Consider the following 15,937-nt stretch of genomic DNA (forward strand, 5'->3'; position numbering starts at 1 on the left):
ATATGTTAGCACCGAACCGGCGCGAGCATGCCGTTGCATTGACGGGCAAGTGAAAGAGCGCCGACACTGACCGCATGAAACAGGCTCTGTCGATCCTTGCCGAGGCTGACGAGAGGAACAGATGATGGCGCGGACGAGATATTGGCCTGGTCTTCCGGCGCTGGCACTGGCGCTGGCGTCTGCGGCAAGGTCGCAAGACGCAGCCCCCGCCTGGCCGGACGTTGCTCCGCAACGCGTCCGCGAAACGCCGGACTGGTCCGATTATCACACCTATCCGCCGGCGGCGCGCCGCAGGAACCAGGAAGGCCGCGTGGTCGCTGCTTTGCGCGTCGACCCGGCGGGCATCCCCGCGGAATGCCGGATCGAAACCAGCAGCGGCCATCCGGAACTGGATGCCGGAACGTGCGAGCTTATGATGAGCATGCGGTTCGATCCTGCCCAAGGGGCCGACGGCAAGCCAATCTTCAGCACTTTCCGGCGCGGCATGCGCTGGATCCTCGGCGATCCACGTCCCTTTGCCTCGAGTGCGCTCGAAGCGCGGCTGCAACTCGAGCGCGGCGAATTGCGGCAGTGCGAGATCAGCCAAGCAAGCGGAGCTTATGTCGCTTTGTGGTCGATGACCGCCTGCTCCTTCTTCAGGGACACTGCCCATTATCTCGGCGCCCACGCGACCACAGCACAGGCGGCCACCATTGCGGTACGGCTCGACGCAGGAGACCAGGATCCGTTGCTCAATGCGCCGTGGCCAAGCGGCCAATTGATCGCCCAGCAACGCGTGACGTTCACGGTGAACAAGGAGGGCGACCCCAGCGATTGCCAGACCGTCGAGGATCGCGGCTTTGGGCCGAAGGGGCTCAATACCTTGGCATCCTGCGGCCGGCTGCTTTCGGACCTGTGGCTGAAAAAGGCGACCGGTCGCCAGGGCACGTTCGAGACGCGGGTATATCTTTCGCCCGCCAGCGACCTCCCGCCGGCGCGATAGACGACAAACAAAAAAAGGGCCGGGATCGCTCCCGGCCCTCCTCTTTACGCTATTGTCGGAGCGATTACGCCGCCGAGATCTCGGCCGTATCGACCTTGATCCCCGGGCCCATCGAAGAGCTGACGGCGACCTTCTTCAGATACTTCCCCTTGGCGCCGGTCGGTTTGGCCTTGAGCACAGCGTCGACCAGCGCGTCGAAATTCGCGCGCAGATCCTCGGCCGGGAAGCTCGCCTTGCCGATGCCGCTGTGGATGATGCCCGCCTTCTCGACGCGATACTCGACCTGGCCACCCTTGGCGGCCTTGACCGCACCGGCGACGTCCATCGTGACCGTACCGAGCTTCGGGTTCGGCATCAGACCCTTCGGGCCCAGCACCTTGCCGAGACGGCCGACCAGACCCATCATGTCGGGGGTCGCGATGCAGCGATCGAAATCGATCGTGCCGCCCTGGACGATTTCGAGCAGGTCCTCGGCACCGACGACGTCGGCACCCGCTTCCCGTGCTTCATCGGCCTTGGCGCCCTTGGCGAACACGCCGACGCGCACCGTCTTGCCGGTGCCCTTGGGCAGGGTCACCACACCACGGACCATCTGGTCGGCGTGACGCGGATCAACGCCCAAATTGAGCGCGACCTCGATCGTCTCGTCGAACTTGGCGGTGGCGTTGGTCTTGGCGAGGCCGATCGCCTCATCGACGCCATGGAGCTTCACGGTGTCGACCGAGAGCGCCTTCTGCTTCTTGCTCAGCTTTGCCATCGGATCAGCCCTCCACAACCTGCAGGCCCATCGCGCGAGCGGAGCCTTCGATGATCTTGGTCGCCGACTCGAGATTATTGGCGTTGAGATCCTTCATCTTCGTCGTCGCGATCTCGGACAGCTGCGAACGCTTGATCGTGCCCGCCGAGATCTTGCCCGGCTCCTTCGAACCCGACTTCAGACCGGCAGCCTTCTTGATCAAATAAGAAGCCGGCGGCGTCTTGGTCTCGAACGAGAAGCTGCGATCGGCATAGACGGTGATGACGGTCGGCAGCGGCGTGCCCGCCTCTTCCGATCCGGTCTGCGCGTTGAATGCCTTGCAGAATTCCATGATGTTGACGCCGCGCTGACCGAGCGCGGGACCGATCGGCGGCGACGGATTGGCTTTGCCGGCCGGCACCTGCAACTTGATATAACCCGTAATCTTCTTCGCCATGATTACCTCCTATGGCTTAGCGGTGCTGACGGCGGACCAAAGCCTGCCTCCCGCGGATTTTCCCGGCTGATGCCGGAAACTTATTTAACCCGTTCGACCTGCTCGAACTCGAGCTCGACCGGCGTCGCGCGCCCAAAGATCGAGACCGAGACCTTGACGCGGCCACGATCGAAATCGAGCTCCTCGACCAGGCCGTTGAAGCTTGCGAACGGGCCTTCGAGCACCTTCACCGAATCGCCGATGTCGTAATCGACCTTCAGCTTCGCCTTGGGCTGCGCGACCGCGGCCTCTTCCTTGGTATTCAGGATGCGCGCGGCTTCGGCATCGGTAATCGGCTGCGGACGGCCGCTCGAACCGAGGAAGCCGGTCACCTTCGGCGTGTTCTTGACCAGGTGATAAACGTCGTCGTTCATCGCCGCCTTGAGCAGCACATAGCCGGGGAAGAATTTGCGATCGCTCGTGACCTTCTTGCCGCGGCGAACCTCGGTGACCTTCTCGGTCGGCACTTCGACCGATTCGACCAGCTGATCGAGGCCCAGGCGGCCGGCATCGGCGAGGATTTGATCCTTCACCTTGTTCTCGAAGCCCGAATAAGCGTGGATGATGTACCAGCGCGACATTCTAATCCTGATCCTGACTTAGGAGGCGAGCGACAGAAGCTCGCGAACGATCCGGCTGAACGCCCAATCGACCGCGAAGAAGAAGATGCCGAGCGTCAGCGTCATGATAACCACCATCACGGCGGTCATGATCGTTTCGCGCCTGGTCGGCCAGACGACCTTGCCGGTCTCCGCCTTAACCTGGTTGACGAAGGTGGGGATGTTGCGGAGCCATGCCCCTACGCCACCCTTGCTTGCCTCTGCCACGGTCTTCCTTTGCCACAAACAAAACCAAGCCCATGCGGCGGCACTCCCCTTAAGGGAGGCCACCTTGGGCCAAACTCTTTCCCGAACCTTCGCCCCAGACCCTGCGGCCTGCGCCCGTCATCTTGCGATGGCAGGAGTGGAGGGACTCGAACCCACGGCCCTCGGTTTTGGAGACCGATGCTCTACCAACTGAGCTACACTCCTCCGGCCCGGGAGCGGGAGGCGACATAGCGGTGGGGTCCGCGATGCGCAAGAGCGGCGACGATTCGATAGGCGGTTTAAAGCTTAGCGGCTCAACCGTGCCATAGTCGCGACGAACCGACTTATCCACAAGGGAACAAAGCGGGCGGACGTGGAGTCGGCCCGTTTCATCGCAGCCGCCTTTAACCCAGCTGATCCTGCCCTCTATCCAACAATGGATAGCGAGATCGGGGGATCATCCGAATATGTTGCGACGTGCCAAAGCGGCTTTCTGTTCCGTTCTTCTCATTGCCGCTCTGTCTGTACCGTCGGCGGCCAATGCCCAGACCTTCTGGCAATGCGCCCCCTTCGCCCGCGTCTTCTCGGGCATCCAATTATTCGGCGCCGCCGGCAGCTGGTGGAACCAGGCGATCGGCAAATATGCGCAAGGATCCGCTCCCAAGCTCGGCTCGGTTCTCGTGTTCAAAGCGATCGGCTCGATGCGTTCGGGTCATGTCGCAACCGTGACGCAGGTCATCTCCGATCGCCTGATCAAGGTAACGCACGCCAATTGGGGCGTGCGCGGCCAGGTCGAGCGCGACGTGACCGTGATCGACGCGTCGGCCAAAGGTGACTGGAGCGCGGTCAAGGTCTGGTACGGCCCGATCCATGACATCGGCATCAAGGCCTACCCCACCTACGGCTTCATCTATTCCGGCGCGAAGGCCGTAGCGAAGGGCGCCGAGGCGGCTGCCACCAAGGCACTCCACTACGACGCCGCCACGATCAAGGGCTGAGCACGAAGCTAGGCGACAAGCCCGTCGAACAAGCGACATCCGGAATCCCCAGCCGCCCGATCAATCGGGCGATGACGCCCCCTCACCGCACAGCAGCGTCAATCTTCCTCAGTGGATTGTATCCGCCGCCGTTGCGCGCGGAAGGAACCAGCGCGCGATCACCAGGCTAGCGCCCGACAACATCGCCAGATCGGCGATCAAGGCGTAGATGGCATAGCGCCAATCGGCATGGTTCCAGATCGGATCGCTCGTCACGATCATCACGGTCGCCGCCGCGCTGAGGCCGATGGCCAGTCTGGCGCGCGAAGCAAAGTCGGTGACCCGCCCGGCCACTGCAAACAGGCTGAGCGCGATCATGAGCGAGACGATCACCTCCTGCACCAAGCCGCCGATCATCGATGCCGGATCGCCCGGCGCAAAGCCGTTCAAATTATAATCGACGATCGAAATCGGGCCTTTGCTGTAGCCGTTGGCGCCCACCTGGCTCCCAGGATTGGGCACGACGTAACGACCGGTGTGCGGCAGATTTTGCGCGTGGCTTAGCTGGACAGCGGCATTCTGATCGTCGGTTGCAGTGGAGTAACCGAGATATTGCAGCGGCGTCGCCCAGAAAAGGAAGCCGATGATGAACATCGCCACGCCGCCCGCCAGGCTTCCGATCACGACCCGAACCATGCCGCCGCTCCCCTATTGTGTAGGGGGATCCTACCTCATCCGTTCTTGGGCGTCATCAACTTGCGGACGAAGCCGATCAGCCCCGTCTGGCGCGAGCGGCGCAGGCGCTCGGCGATGAGGATATGGCGCACCTGCGCGAAGCAGGCCTGCACGTCATCGTTGATCAGGACGTAATCATAACCGTCCCAGTGGCTGATTTCGGAATTGGCCCGCGCCATGCGCGCCTCCACCACATTCTTGTCGTCGGTACCGCGTGTAAGCAGGCGCCGCTCGAGCTCGTCGACCGACGGCGGCAGGATGAAGACGCGCACGACGTCGCCGCCGGCCTGCTGGTAAAGTTGCTGCGCGCCCTGCCAATCAATGTCGAACAGCACATCGCGGCCTTCGGCCAGCATCGCCTCGACCGGAGCGCGCGGCGTGCCGTAGCGATGATCGAAGACGTGCGCCCATTCCATCAGCTCGCCGTCGCCGACCATGTCCTTGAAGGTCGGCACATCCACGAAATGATAATCGCGCCCATCGACTTCGCCGGGGCGGATCGGCCTGGTAGTTACCGAGACTGAAAGTTCTATGTCCTTGTCTTCGGCGAGCAACATGCGCGCGATCGTGGATTTGCCCGCGCCGGACGGCGACGACAGAACGAACAGGACACCGCGGCGATGGAGACCAGGAAGAGGCATGGCCGCTCTTGGCTTTGCCGCGCCGGAAGGTCAACGTGCGGCATGGATGAAGCCCACCCTGCTATTCGCTTTAATGTGGCCGCGGCCGCGATCGCGATTGCCCTGATCCTTGCCGCCGCGGCCGCGACGTTGCTGGCGATGGGGCGGCCGCCGATCTGCACCTGCGGGCATGTCGCCCTGTGGCACGGTGCGATCGACGCCGGGAACAGCCAGCATCTGCTCGACTGGTATTCGCCCAGTCACGTCATTCACGGTTTTCTGTTCTACGCCGCCGGCTGGCTGCTGCTGCGCCGTGTGCCGTTACGCTTTCGGCTGCTGATCGCGGTGGCGATCGAGGCCGGCTGGGAGCTGGTCGAAAATTCGCCGATGGTGATCGATCGCTATCGCACCGCCACGATGGCGCTCGGCTATACCGGCGACAGCGTGCTCAATTCGCTTTCGGACATCGCCTGCATGATGATCGGCTTCGCGATCGCGCGGCGCCTGCCGCCATGGGTTACGATTGCGCTCGCCATCGCGTTCGAGCTGGTGACATTGGCTGTAATCCGCGACAATCTCACGCTCAATATCGTGATGTTGCTGTGGCCGGTCGATGCGATCCGTCAGTGGCAGGCGGGCTGAAGGGGGAAATATGAAGGGCACGATCGCGTTCGCCACCGCACTGGCGCTGGTCTTTGCCGCGGCATCGTCGGCACAGGCCAGGGATATCGTCATCCACGCCGGCACGCTGATCGATGGGACCGGCGGCACGCCCCGGCGGCAAGTCTCGATCCTGGTGCACGACGATCGTATCAGCGCGGTCCAGCCCGGCTTCGTGGCCCCGGCCGGCGCGGAGGTGATCGACCTGTCGCAGCAGACCGTGCTGCCCGGTCTGATCGATTGCCACGTCCACATCATGGCAGCGTGGCATAGCGGCGATCCGATCCGCCTGGCCGTGACCACCACCGCCTATGACGCCCTGATCGATGGGGTGAATGACGCCCGCGCCACTTTGCTCGCCGGCTTCACCACGATCCGCGACGTCGGCGACGCGACCACGGCGGTGGTGGCACTCAAGAAGGCGGTAGCCGCGGGCACAATCCCCGGTCCGCGCATGTGGGTGTCCGGAACCGCGCTCGGGCCAAGCGGCGGCCATGGCGATCCGGCCAATGGGCTCCTGCCCGAATTCGGGGAAATTCCGAGCTGGCAGGAGAGCCTGGTCGATAGCCCCGAGCAGGCGCGCACGACCGTGCGTCGCATGTGGCGGGCCGGCGTCGACCTGATCAAGATCATGCCGTCGGGCGGGGTCATGTCGATCGGCGACGACCCCAAGCTGCAATTGATGGAGGATGACGAGATCAAAGCAGTGATCGAAACCGCCCATTCGCTGGGGCTGAAGGTGGCCGCGCACGCGCACGGCAAGCAGGCGATCGATCACACAATCGCGCTCGGCGTCGATTCGATCGAGCATGGAAGCTATGCCGACGCCGATAGTTACAAATTGTTCAAGGCGCACGGCACTTACTTGGTGCCGACGATGCTGGTCGGCCAGCGCGTCTATGAGCGCGCCAGGACGCATCCGGAGCAGCTCAATCCCTCCACCGCCGCCAAGGCGCTGGTAATCGGGCCGCTGCTGCAGAAAAATCTGCACGATGCCCATGCCGCCGGTGTCAAGATCGCGTTCGGCACCGACACGTTCGGCCTTTCCGCACATGGCGAAAATGCGCAGGAATTCGCGATCGAGGTGGCGGCGGGCATGACGCCGATGGAAGCGATCCTGACCGCGACGCGCAACGCCGCTGATCTGATCGGCGCGAGCGGCGACATCGGCTCGATCCAGCCGGGCCGCTATGCCGATGTCATCGCCGTGACCGCCGATCCGCTCACGGACGTGCGCGCACTCGAGCGCGTCGACTTCGTGATGAAGGGCGGCGCCGTGGTGAAGGCAGGCGGCAAACCGCTGTAACTTCCTCCCTTTGCGACCATGTTTGCCGGAACCAGGCGTGCCGGCATGCGCTTGTCCCGCAACCCGCCGCATCGCGCTTCACCCGCGCCGCCGGCGACGCTAAGGCTCGGTAAAGTAAGAGGAGACGGCATGGCTGACACGCGCAACGGCGGCGGCAAGAGGAATAGCGAAGGCTCCGCCCGCAAACGGACATCGCGCAACAAGAATGTCGCGGTGGCAGCCACCGGCGTGGCGATCGGCATCGGATCGGCAGCTTTGGTGGCTGCCTTGCTCTATGCCAATCGCCCGCAGGAAGATGATGAAGTCACCCCGCCCGATCCGAGGTTCGAACCGCGCGAATCCTGATCGCAGCGTGGCCGCGTTGTCAGCGGCCGATCATATTCTCCGGCAGGACGACGCGGTCGAAGGTGGCTTCGTCGACCAACTCCAGCGCGAGGCCCGCTTCCTTGAGCGTCAGCCCATGATGATGGGCATGCTTGGCGATCTTGGCGGCATTGTCGTAGCCGATCTCGGGAGCCAGCGCGGTCACCAGCATCAGCGAGCGATCCAGCAGCGACGCGATGCGCTCGCGATCCGGCTCGAGTCCCTCGAGCGCGCGCTCGCGGAAGCTTTCCATGGCGACGGTGAGCAGTTCGATCGAGCGCAGCACGTTGGCCCCGATCAGCGGCTTGAACACGTTGAGTTCGAGATGCCCCTGTAAGCCGCCCACGGTGATCGCGACATTGTTGCCCATTACCTGAGCGGCGACCATCGTCATCATCTCTGCCTGGGTCGGATTGACCTTGCCCGGCATGATCGAGCTGCCAGGCTCATTCTCCGGCAGCTTCAGCTCACCAAGCCCGCAGCGCGGCCCCGAGCCGAGCAAACGGATGTCGTTGGCGATCTTGGTGAGCGCGACCGCCAGCACGTTGAGCGCCCCGGACAGGTGGACGAGCGCGTCGTTGGAGGCGAGCGCCTCGAACTTGTTGGGTGCGGTCACGAACGGCAGGCCGGTTATCGCCGCAATCTCCGCCGCGATCGCCTCGCCAAAGCCTTGCGGCGCGTTGAGCCCGGTGCCGACTGCCGTACCGCCCTGCGCCAGCTGATACATGCCGTTGACCACAACCGGCTCGATGCGCTTGCGGCTGCGCGCAATCTGCGCGGCATAGCCTGAAAATTCGTCGCCCAGCGTCAACGGCGTCGCATCCTGCAGGTGGGTGCGGCCGATCTTGATGATGTCATCCCACGCTCTTGCCTTCTCCTCCAAAGTGGCGAGCATCGCGTCGAGCGCCGGGAACAGCCGGTCATTGACCGCACGTGCCGCCGCGATGTGGAGCGCGGTCGGGAAGCTGTCATTGGACGACTGGCTCATATTGACGTGATCGTTGGGATGGACCGGCGTCTTGCCGCCGCGCGTGCCGGCCAGCGCCTCGTTGGCGATCCCAGCGATCACCTCGTTGGCGTTCATGTTGGATTGCGTGCCCGATCCAGTTTGCCAGATGACGAGCGGGAATTGATCGTCATGCTCACCCGCGACCACCGTCGCAGCCGCCTGCTCGATCGCGTCGGCGATCTTCGCATCCAGGCCATGCTTGCGGTTTACCCGTGCCGCCGCCTGCTTCACGATCGCCAGCGCATGGATGATGCCGATCGGCATCCGTTCGCGCTCACCAAAAGGGAAATTCTCGATCGAGCGCTGCGTCTGCGCGCCCCAATAGGCGTCGGCGGGTACTTCGATGGGCCCGAAGCTGTCGGTTTCGGTACGCGTGGTCATCATGTCGTCCTGCTGGAGGGTGCGCCTCATTTAGAAAAGTGCGCCGAATATGCGAGGTCAAAAAGCGGCTTTCGTGCGCGCCGCCGCGCGGTAAGACGGACGCAAGGAGAGCGAAGGTGCAGGTCAGGGACTATCGCGGCGTCGATCAGCGCCGTTTCCGCGAAGAGATCATGCCGCTTTCGCAGCCGGCGGTGCTGCGCGGCGCCGCGGCGGATTGGCCGGCGGTCCGCGCCGCCGCCACACCCGAAGGCATCGCCGCCTACCTTCAGGCGCAGGATACGGGCGCGAAATTCGACATGCTGGTTGGGCCACCCGCCATCAAAGGCCGCTTCTTTTACAATGCGGACATGACGGGTCTCAATTTCGAGCGTTTGCCCGCCACCGTTACCAGGATCGCCAACGAGCTGGTGGCGGCGGCGCACGACGCCGCGCCGGCCGCGCTCGCCGCCCAGGCGATCGAGGCGAAGGCATCGGTCCCGGCCTTCGCGGAGGAGAACCGGCTCGACCTGATCGGAAAGCCGGTTTCGCCGCGCTTGTGGATCGGCAACCGTGTGGTCGTAAGCGCGCATCATGACATGTTCTCGAACATCGCGGTGGTGGTGGCAGGCAAGCGACGCTTCACCTTGTTCCCGCCCGACCAGGTCGCCAACCTGCATATCGGCCCGTTCGAATTCACCCCCGCCGGCACGCCCGTCAGCCTGATCGATTTCGACGCGCCCGATCAGGATCGTTTCCCCGGCTTTGCGCACGCACTTGCCGTTGCCCAGACCGCCGACCTCGAACCCGGCGACGCCATCTACATTCCCTATATGTGGTGGCACCATGTCCGCTCGACCGAGAGCTTCAACATGCTCGCCAATTATTGGTGGAACGAGGCGCCCCCCGCCCAGCCCGGCCTTCAACCCGTGGACGCTCTGGTCCACGCCTTCCTGGCCTTTTCAGGCCTGCCGGCCGAACAGCGCGCCGCGTGGGCGCCGATGTTCCAATATCTCGTGTTCGACGAAACTGCGGCTGCGCATATGCCAGCCGACAAGAGCGGGATCCGCGGCAAGCTCACCGAGGACAGTAAGCGCCGCATCCGTCAGCAGATGGGCGCATTGATGACCCGATAGCCCCCACCCAGGACGAGATTGCGCGGAAATATAGTTGACCGAATCAACTAACGGGCGCAGCTTGTTCGCATGGATGAGCAAATTGCAACGGTCCGAAACTTCAACCGCTTCTACACGCGCTTCGTCGGCGCGTTGAACGCACGCTTTCTTGGCTCCGACCTGTCGCTGGCCGAAGCGCGTTTGCTGTTCGAGATCGCGCACGGCGAGCCCCTACTCGCGAGCGATCTGCAGGCGCGGCTGGACATGGACGCGGGCTTCGTCAGCCGCGTACTCGCTCGATTCCAGACACGCGGCTGGATCGTCCGCACGCGTGACGGCGGCGATGCACGGCAGCGCGCCATCACGCTCACCCCTGCCGGCGAAGAAGCGTTCGCGCTGATCGATACCCGTCAGCGCGCGGAGGTGACCGCTTTACTGGATCGGCTCGGGCCGGTGCATCGCGCGGACCTCTGCGCCTCGCTGCAGTCGGCGCAGGCCTTGCTCGCAGATTATCAGACACGCGATTTCACCCTGCGCACCTTCCGTGCCGGCGACATGGGAATGATCGCCGCCCGCCAGGCAATCCTCTACCGCGAGATTTACGGCTGGGGCCCGCAGATTGAGGTGATTGCCGGCCAAGTCACCACCGATTTTCTACGCGATTACAAGCCAGGGCGGGAGCAATGCTGGGTAGCGGAAGTGGGCGGCAAGATGGCCGGATCGGTCTTCCTCACCGACGAGGGCGAAGGCCTGTCGCGGCTGAGGCTTCTGTACGTCGAACCGTTCGCGCGCGGGCTCGGCATCGGCAATATGTTGGTCGACACCTGCCTCGGCTTCGCCCGCACGCGCGGCTATTCCGCGATGACCTTGTGGACCCACACCATCCTCGCGAGCGCGCGCCGCATCTATGCCGCGCACGGCTTCGAGATCGTCGATGTGCATACGCACGAAGAATTCGGAGCGCCGGTGCAGAGCGAAACCTGGCGGCTCGAACTCTCGTGATTGCGCCGCCGTCCTCAGCCGTGCGCGTCCCGGCTGTCGGAGGGCGCCTGATCGCGATCCCCCATCCCGTAATCGCGCACGATCGCACCGATTCGCAGCCGATAATCGCTAAAAGTCCCCGTCCGGCCCTCGGCCTGCGCCGCGCGATGATGCGCGTCGTTGCGCCACGCCGCCACCGCCTGTTCGTCACGCCAGAAAGACAGCGATAACAGCTTGCCGGGCTCTGCGAGGCTTTCGAACCGCTCGACCGAAAGGAAGCCGTCCATCCGCTCCAGCTCGGGCTTCAGCGCGGCGGCCAGAGTAAGATAATGCTGGCTTTCCCCCTCCGCCGGCCAGAGCTCGAAGATGACCGCGATCACAGCTGCGCCAGCGTCGCATGCGGCAGTGAGACATTGCGCAGGAACAATCGGTCCTCGCGCCGGATAAAACGTTCGCGCTGGCTAAAGGCGAAATTCTCCTGACTGAGCGGATCGGCCTTAAGGCGCGCGCGATAGGCTTCGTAGGCGGCGAGATCGGCAATCGTGTAGACACCGTATGCGGTCGTGGCCGAACCTTCGTGCGGCGCGAAATAACCGATCAGGTTCGCCCCGCACCTGGGAATCGCCTGTCCCCAGTTGCGGGCATAATGCTCGAACGCGGCGATCTTGTAGGGATCGAGCTCGTAGCGGATGAAGCATGTGATCATGATCGCCTCCTGTTGTTCCAACCGCCGATAGCGCCGCGGCACAACGGACGTTTCGGCCGGGGCCGAAACATTGGGCTGTTAATTGGGACAGGATGGCAGTCGAGGTGACGCAATGTTGAGCATTTCCGGATTGGCAGAAACCGCAACCCTGGTCGGCGAGCCGGCGCGGACGACCATGCTGGCGACGTTGATGGACGGCCGTGCGCTCACCGCCGGCGAGCTGGCACGGGCTGCCGGCGTGACGGCGTCTACCGCCAGCGGCCATCTGTCCCGCATGCTCGAGGCCGGTCTGCTTGCGCTCGAACGGCAGGGGCGGCATCATTATTACCGGCTCGCATCGCCTGCGATCGCCGCGATGCTAGAGGCGATGATGGTCGTGGCGCCGCCCCCCATCAGAACCGGCCCACGCGATCAGGCAATGCGGCGCGCGCGGACCTGTTACGATCATCTTGCCGGCAACATTGCCGTGGCGATGACAGATGCGATGATCGCGCGCCGGCAGATCGAACTGTCGGGCGATGGCGCGGCGCTGACGTCGGCCGGACGCGCGCTGTTCGGAACCATCGGAATCGAACTGCCGGAACAAAGCGGACAAGGCACGATCCTCTGCCGCCTTTGCCTCGACTGGAGCGAACGCCGCCATCATATCGGCGGCGTGGCCGGCGCTCTACTTTACCGGGAATTTCTCGCACGTCATTGGATCAGGCAGGCAGACGGCAGCCGGGCCATCAGCTTCACGCCGCCCGGCCGTGCAGCGCTAGAGCGTCTCTTCGCAGTCGAAGTGTAGTTCCGGTACCGACGCTATTTCTTGCGGGTGAAATCCACCGAAACGACGTTGGAACCATCTTCCGCCGGGCGGATGATCGGGTCGTTCTCCGCTTCGGCGATCTCCTCAGGCTGCTGATCATCGACCTGGGCCGAGAAATGCAGCGCGAAATCGACCGCGGGATCGTGAAACGCCGTGATGGCGGCGAACGGGATGGAAAGCTTGGAGCCGACCTGGTTGAACGACAGGCCGACTTCGAAGCCGGTTTCGCTGACGTGCAGGTCCCAATAGCGGTTCTGAATGACGATCGTCATCTCGTCGGGATAGCGATCGGTCAGATGCTTCGGGATGTCGACGCCCGGAGCGCCTGTCTTGAAGGTGATGTAGAAATGATGGTTGCCGGGCAATCCGGCGGTCTCCACCTGCCCCAGCACGCGGCCGACCACGGCGCGCAGAGCGTCCTGGACGATCTCGTCATAGGGAATCAGGCTATCGGGCGCGCCCTCGGTCATGAGGCCCAAGTGAACGGAGGCGCGAGGCGGGTCAAGCGTTGCCTGTCTCCGGTTCGGCGCTATAGGCGGGCGCGCCATGCGCAGCGCAACCATCAGCCGCAAGACCGCCGAAACGGCGATCGATGTCACCGTCAACCTCGACGGTTCGGGCGTCTATGACGTCGCGACCGGGATCGGTTTTCTCGATCACATGATCGAGCAGCTGTCGCGCCACGCTTTGATCGATATTCAGATGAAGGTCGATGGCGACCTCCACATCGATCAGCATCACACCACGGAGGATTCGGCGCTCGCGCTCGGTCAGGCGATCGCCAAGGCGCTCGGCGACCGGCGCGGCATCACCCGCTTTGGCACGGCCTACTCGCCGATGGACGAGACCCTGAGCCGCGTCGCGATCGATATTTCGGGACGCCCCTTCCTGGTTTGGAAATCGGAATTCTCGCAGACCAAGCTCGGCGAGCTCGATACCGAACTGATCGAACATTGGTTTCAGAGCTTCGCCGGCGAAGTGGGCATGACGCTCCACGTCGAGACGCTCTACGGCCGCAACAACCACCATATTTGCGAGAGCATCTTCAAGGGCTGCGCGCGGGCGCTGCGCCAGGCGGTCGAGATCGATCCGCGCAAGGGCGACATGATTCCCTCGACCAAGGGGATGCTGGCCAGGGGATCTTTGGGCGGTGCCTGAGGGCCTCGCGCTGGTCGATTACGGCGCCGGCAACCTTCGATCGGTCGAGAATGCGCTGCGGGCGGCGGGCGCACCCGACGTGCTCGTGACTGCCGATCCGCAGGATGTGCTCAACGCCGAGCGGATCGTGCTGCCGGGCGTCGGCGCATTCGCGGCCTGTATGGGCGCCCTGTCCGCCATTCCCGGCATGGTTGATGCCCTCAATGAGCGAGTGATCCAGCAGGGTGCGCCCTTTCTGGGCGTCTGTGTCGGCATGCAGCTAATGGCCGATGCCGGGGAGGAATTCGGCGCGCATCCCGGCCTTGGCTGGATTCCCGGCACCGTCGCCAAGCTCGAGCCGATCGATCCCGAGGCGCGCGTGCCCCACATGGGCTGGAACGACGTCGTCCCCGTCGTATCACACCCCCTGATCGTGCCCGGCGAGGCCTATTTTCTGCATAGTTTCGGCTTTCGCACCGCCGATCCGGCGACGCTTGCGGCCACCACTGATCATGGCGGCACCGTCACCGCCGCGGTTGCGCGCGACAATCTGGTTGGTGCGCAGTTCCATCCCGAAAAGAGCCAGGCCTACGGCCTCGCCTTCCTCGCCCGCTTTCTCGATTGGCGTCCCTGAATGAGCATCACAATCTATCCCGCGATCGATCTCAAGGGCGGCAAGGTCGTGCGCCTCGCCGAGGGCGATATGGAGCGGGCGACGATCTACAACGACGATCCGATCGCACAGGCCAACGTTTTCCACGACCAGGGCGCGAATTTCCTCCACGTGGTCGACCTCGATGGCGCGATCGCGGGCGGATCGGTCAACGGCCAGGTCGTGGCCGAGATCGTCCAGAGCTTTCCCGGCCAAGTCCAGGTTGGCGGCGGCATTCGCGACCGCGCGGCGATCGACCGCTGGCTGGAGCGCGGCGTATGGCGCGTCGTGATCGGCACGGCGGCGCTGCACGATCCCGACCTCGTTCATGAGGCCGCCCGGGCCCTCCCGGGGCGCATCGTGGTCGCAGTCGATGCGCGCGACGGCATGGTCACCACTCATGGCTGGGCGGAAGCTTCCGACATGTCCGCGGCCGACTTGTCCAACCGTTTCGCCGATGCCGGCGTGGCCGCCGCACTGTTCACCGATGTCGGCCGCGACGGTATGCTCAAGGGCTGCAACGTGCGCGCGACCTCCGAACTGGCGCGCAACACAAGGCTGCCGGTAATCGCCAGCGGTGGGGTCAAGGGGCTGGTCGATATCGCCGATCTTGCCCGCCACGCGAGCGAAGGGATCGAAGGCGTAATCTGTGGCCGCTCGCTCTACGAAGGCCGGCTGGATCTGCGCAAGGCGCTGCGGCTGGCACGCGACGAAAGCCTGTGACGGTCCGCGTTCGCGTCATTCCCTGCCTTGATGTGGCGGGCGGGCGCGTGGTCAAGGGCGTGCAATTTCTCGATCTCGCCGACGCGGGCGATCCGGTCGAGCAGGCCAAGGTCTATGACGCCGCCGGCGCCGACGAGCTGTGTTTCCTCGACATCACCGCCTCGCATGAAGCACGCGGCACGATCCTGGACGTCGTCGCGCGCACCGCGGCGGTCTGCTTCATGCCGCTCACCGTCGGCGGCGGCGTGCGCACGCCCGAAGATGCCCGCGCGCTGTTGCTGGCGGGTGCCGACAAGGTCGCAATCAACTCGGCCGCTGTCGCCCGGCCAGAGCTCGCTGCCGAGCTTGCCGATCGGTTCGGAGCGCAATGTGTCGTCGGCGCAGTGGACGCCAAGGCCGTGGGCCGCGGCCGCTGGGAAATCTTCACCCATGGTGGCCGCCGCGCGACCGGCATCGACGCGATCGAACATGCCGTGCGGCTGGCCGAACTAGGGGCGGGGGAATTGCTCGTTACCTCGATGGACAATGACGGCACCAAGGGCGGCTACGACCTCGCTCTAACCCGCGCGATCGCGGATGCCGTCGCCGTGCCGGTTATCGCGAGCGGCGGGGTCGGCACGCTCGAGGATCTGGTCGCGGGCGTGACGCAGGGGCATGCCAGCGCGGTGCTGGCCGCCTCCATCTTCCATTTCGGCGAGCATAGCGTCGCCGAGGCTCATGCCGCGCTCGCCGAGGCGGGATTGCCGGTGCGGTCCCCGCCGCGCTAGA

22 protein-coding genes and 1 tRNA gene are annotated in these 15,937 nt (G+C 64.3%); 12 read left to right on the forward strand and 11 right to left on the reverse strand.

Annotation, left to right across the window (positions count from 1 at the left end):
* Window positions 1–124 precede the first annotated feature (124 nt).
* Window positions 125–982, forward strand: coding sequence for an energy transducer TonB (locus DX905_RS05335; RefSeq protein ID WP_162875473.1), 858 nt, complete (start codon window positions 125–127; stop codon window positions 980–982).
* 64 nt (window positions 983–1,046) lie between these two features.
* Here DX905_RS05335 and rplA read toward each other — a convergent pair whose 3' ends face one another.
* The 5 genes from rplA to DX905_RS05360 form a co-directional block, all read right to left on the reverse strand.
* Complete coding sequence (gene rplA / locus DX905_RS05340) at window positions 1,047–1,739, reverse strand: 50S ribosomal protein L1 (RefSeq protein ID WP_116090432.1); 693 nt, start codon at window positions 1,737–1,739, stop codon at window positions 1,047–1,049.
* 4 nt (window positions 1,740–1,743) lie between these two features.
* A complete protein-coding gene (gene rplK / locus DX905_RS05345; RefSeq protein WP_116090433.1) occupies window positions 1,744–2,175 on the reverse strand; it encodes a 50S ribosomal protein L11 in 432 nt (143 codons plus the stop codon).
* A gap of 80 nt (window positions 2,176–2,255) precedes the next feature.
* Window positions 2,256–2,795, reverse strand: coding sequence for a transcription termination/antitermination protein NusG (nusG, locus tag DX905_RS05350; protein ID WP_116090434.1), 540 nt, complete (start codon window positions 2,793–2,795; stop codon window positions 2,256–2,258).
* An 18-nt stretch (window positions 2,796–2,813) separates the two neighbouring features.
* The gene (secE, locus tag DX905_RS05355; RefSeq protein ID WP_162875474.1) at window positions 2,814–3,041 is read right to left on the reverse strand and encodes a preprotein translocase subunit SecE; all 228 of its coding nucleotides are present in this window, start codon (window positions 3,039–3,041) and stop codon (window positions 2,814–2,816) included.
* A gap of 128 nt (window positions 3,042–3,169) precedes the next feature.
* Window positions 3,170–3,245, reverse strand: a tRNA-Trp gene (locus tag DX905_RS05360).
* 242 nt (window positions 3,246–3,487) lie between these two features.
* Between DX905_RS05360 and DX905_RS05365 the strand changes: the two genes are divergently transcribed.
* Window positions 3,488–4,018, forward strand: coding sequence for a CHAP domain-containing protein (locus tag DX905_RS05365; protein ID WP_116090435.1), 531 nt, complete (start codon window positions 3,488–3,490; stop codon window positions 4,016–4,018).
* A 108-nt stretch (window positions 4,019–4,126) separates the two neighbouring features.
* Here DX905_RS05365 and DX905_RS05370 read toward each other — a convergent pair whose 3' ends face one another.
* On the reverse strand, window positions 4,127–4,693 hold the full coding sequence (locus DX905_RS05370; protein ID WP_116090436.1) for a hypothetical protein: 567 nt from the start codon (window positions 4,691–4,693) through the stop codon (window positions 4,127–4,129).
* A 35-nt stretch (window positions 4,694–4,728) separates the two neighbouring features.
* Window positions 4,729–5,373 carry a guanylate kinase gene (gmk, locus tag DX905_RS05375; RefSeq protein ID WP_116090437.1) on the reverse strand — a complete coding sequence of 215 codons (645 nt, stop codon included), beginning with the start codon at window positions 5,371–5,373 and terminating at the stop codon, window positions 4,729–4,731.
* Between the two features lie 42 nt (window positions 5,374–5,415).
* Between gmk and DX905_RS05380 the strand changes: the two genes are divergently transcribed.
* From DX905_RS05380 to DX905_RS05390, 3 genes are all read left to right on the forward strand, one after another.
* Window positions 5,416–5,994 carry a DUF2585 domain-containing protein gene (locus DX905_RS05380; RefSeq protein ID WP_116090438.1) on the forward strand — a complete coding sequence of 193 codons (579 nt, stop codon included), beginning with the start codon at window positions 5,416–5,418 and terminating at the stop codon, window positions 5,992–5,994.
* A 10-nt stretch (window positions 5,995–6,004) separates the two neighbouring features.
* Window positions 6,005–7,318, forward strand: coding sequence for a metal-dependent hydrolase family protein (locus DX905_RS05385; RefSeq protein ID WP_116090439.1), 1,314 nt, complete (start codon window positions 6,005–6,007; stop codon window positions 7,316–7,318).
* A 129-nt stretch (window positions 7,319–7,447) separates the two neighbouring features.
* Complete coding sequence (locus DX905_RS05390) at window positions 7,448–7,663, forward strand: hypothetical protein (protein WP_116090440.1); 216 nt, start codon at window positions 7,448–7,450, stop codon at window positions 7,661–7,663.
* Between the two features lie 19 nt (window positions 7,664–7,682).
* Here DX905_RS05390 and fumC read toward each other — a convergent pair whose 3' ends face one another.
* Window positions 7,683–9,074: a class II fumarate hydratase gene (gene fumC / locus DX905_RS05395; protein ID WP_116092347.1), complete on the reverse strand. Its 1,392-nt coding sequence runs from the start codon at window positions 9,072–9,074 to the stop codon at window positions 7,683–7,685.
* A 113-nt stretch (window positions 9,075–9,187) separates the two neighbouring features.
* Between fumC and DX905_RS05400 the strand changes: the two genes are divergently transcribed.
* Complete coding sequence (locus DX905_RS05400; protein WP_205412198.1) at window positions 9,188–10,183, forward strand: cupin-like domain-containing protein; 996 nt, start codon at window positions 9,188–9,190, stop codon at window positions 10,181–10,183.
* Between the two features lie 69 nt (window positions 10,184–10,252).
* Entirely contained in the window at window positions 10,253–11,164 is a 912-nt protein-coding gene (locus DX905_RS05405) for a bifunctional helix-turn-helix transcriptional regulator/GNAT family N-acetyltransferase (protein ID WP_116090441.1), read from the forward strand.
* A gap of 14 nt (window positions 11,165–11,178) precedes the next feature.
* On the opposite strand, the gene DX905_RS05410 is transcribed toward DX905_RS05405, so the two are convergent.
* Window positions 11,179–11,523, reverse strand: a complete 345-nt coding sequence (locus tag DX905_RS05410; protein WP_116090442.1) for an antibiotic biosynthesis monooxygenase family protein — start codon at window positions 11,521–11,523, stop codon at window positions 11,179–11,181.
* Window positions 11,520–11,849, reverse strand: coding sequence for an NIPSNAP family protein (locus DX905_RS05415; RefSeq protein WP_116092349.1), 330 nt, complete (start codon window positions 11,847–11,849; stop codon window positions 11,520–11,522). Before DX905_RS05415 ends, DX905_RS05410 begins: the two co-directional genes overlap by 4 nt.
* 112 nt (window positions 11,850–11,961) lie before the next feature.
* Between DX905_RS05415 and DX905_RS05420 the strand changes: the two genes are divergently transcribed.
* Window positions 11,962–12,636 carry an ArsR/SmtB family transcription factor gene (locus DX905_RS05420; RefSeq protein ID WP_116090443.1) on the forward strand — a complete coding sequence of 225 codons (675 nt, stop codon included), beginning with the start codon at window positions 11,962–11,964 and terminating at the stop codon, window positions 12,634–12,636.
* Window positions 12,637–12,650: 14 nt separating this feature from the next.
* Here DX905_RS05420 and DX905_RS05425 read toward each other — a convergent pair whose 3' ends face one another.
* A complete protein-coding gene (locus DX905_RS05425; protein ID WP_116090444.1) occupies window positions 12,651–13,127 on the reverse strand; it encodes an SspB family protein in 477 nt (158 codons plus the stop codon).
* A gap of 76 nt (window positions 13,128–13,203) precedes the next feature.
* Here DX905_RS05425 and hisB point away from each other — a divergent pair, with 76 nt between their 5' ends.
* The 4 genes from hisB to hisF are packed head-to-tail and all read left to right on the forward strand — an operon-like array spanning window position 13,204 to window position 15,936.
* The gene (hisB, locus tag DX905_RS05430; RefSeq protein WP_116090445.1) at window positions 13,204–13,815 is read left to right on the forward strand and encodes an imidazoleglycerol-phosphate dehydratase HisB; all 612 of its coding nucleotides are present in this window, start codon (window positions 13,204–13,206) and stop codon (window positions 13,813–13,815) included.
* Window positions 13,808–14,428, forward strand: coding sequence for an imidazole glycerol phosphate synthase subunit HisH (gene hisH / locus DX905_RS05435; protein WP_116090446.1), 621 nt, complete (start codon window positions 13,808–13,810; stop codon window positions 14,426–14,428). Before hisB ends, hisH begins: the two co-directional genes overlap by 8 nt.
* On the forward strand, window positions 14,429–15,169 hold the full coding sequence (gene hisA, locus DX905_RS05440; RefSeq protein ID WP_116090447.1) for a 1-(5-phosphoribosyl)-5-[(5-phosphoribosylamino)methylideneamino]imidazole-4-carboxamide isomerase: 741 nt from the start codon (window positions 14,429–14,431) through the stop codon (window positions 15,167–15,169).
* On the forward strand, window positions 15,166–15,936 hold the full coding sequence (hisF, locus tag DX905_RS05445; protein WP_116090448.1) for an imidazole glycerol phosphate synthase subunit HisF: 771 nt from the start codon (window positions 15,166–15,168) through the stop codon (window positions 15,934–15,936). Before hisA ends, hisF begins: the two co-directional genes overlap by 4 nt.
* The last annotated feature ends 1 nt before the right edge of the window (window position 15,937 follow it).

Source organism: Sphingomonas crusticola, assembly GCF_003391115.1.
Classification (GTDB): Bacteria; Pseudomonadota; Alphaproteobacteria; order Sphingomonadales; family Sphingomonadaceae; genus Sphingomonas_I; species Sphingomonas_I crusticola.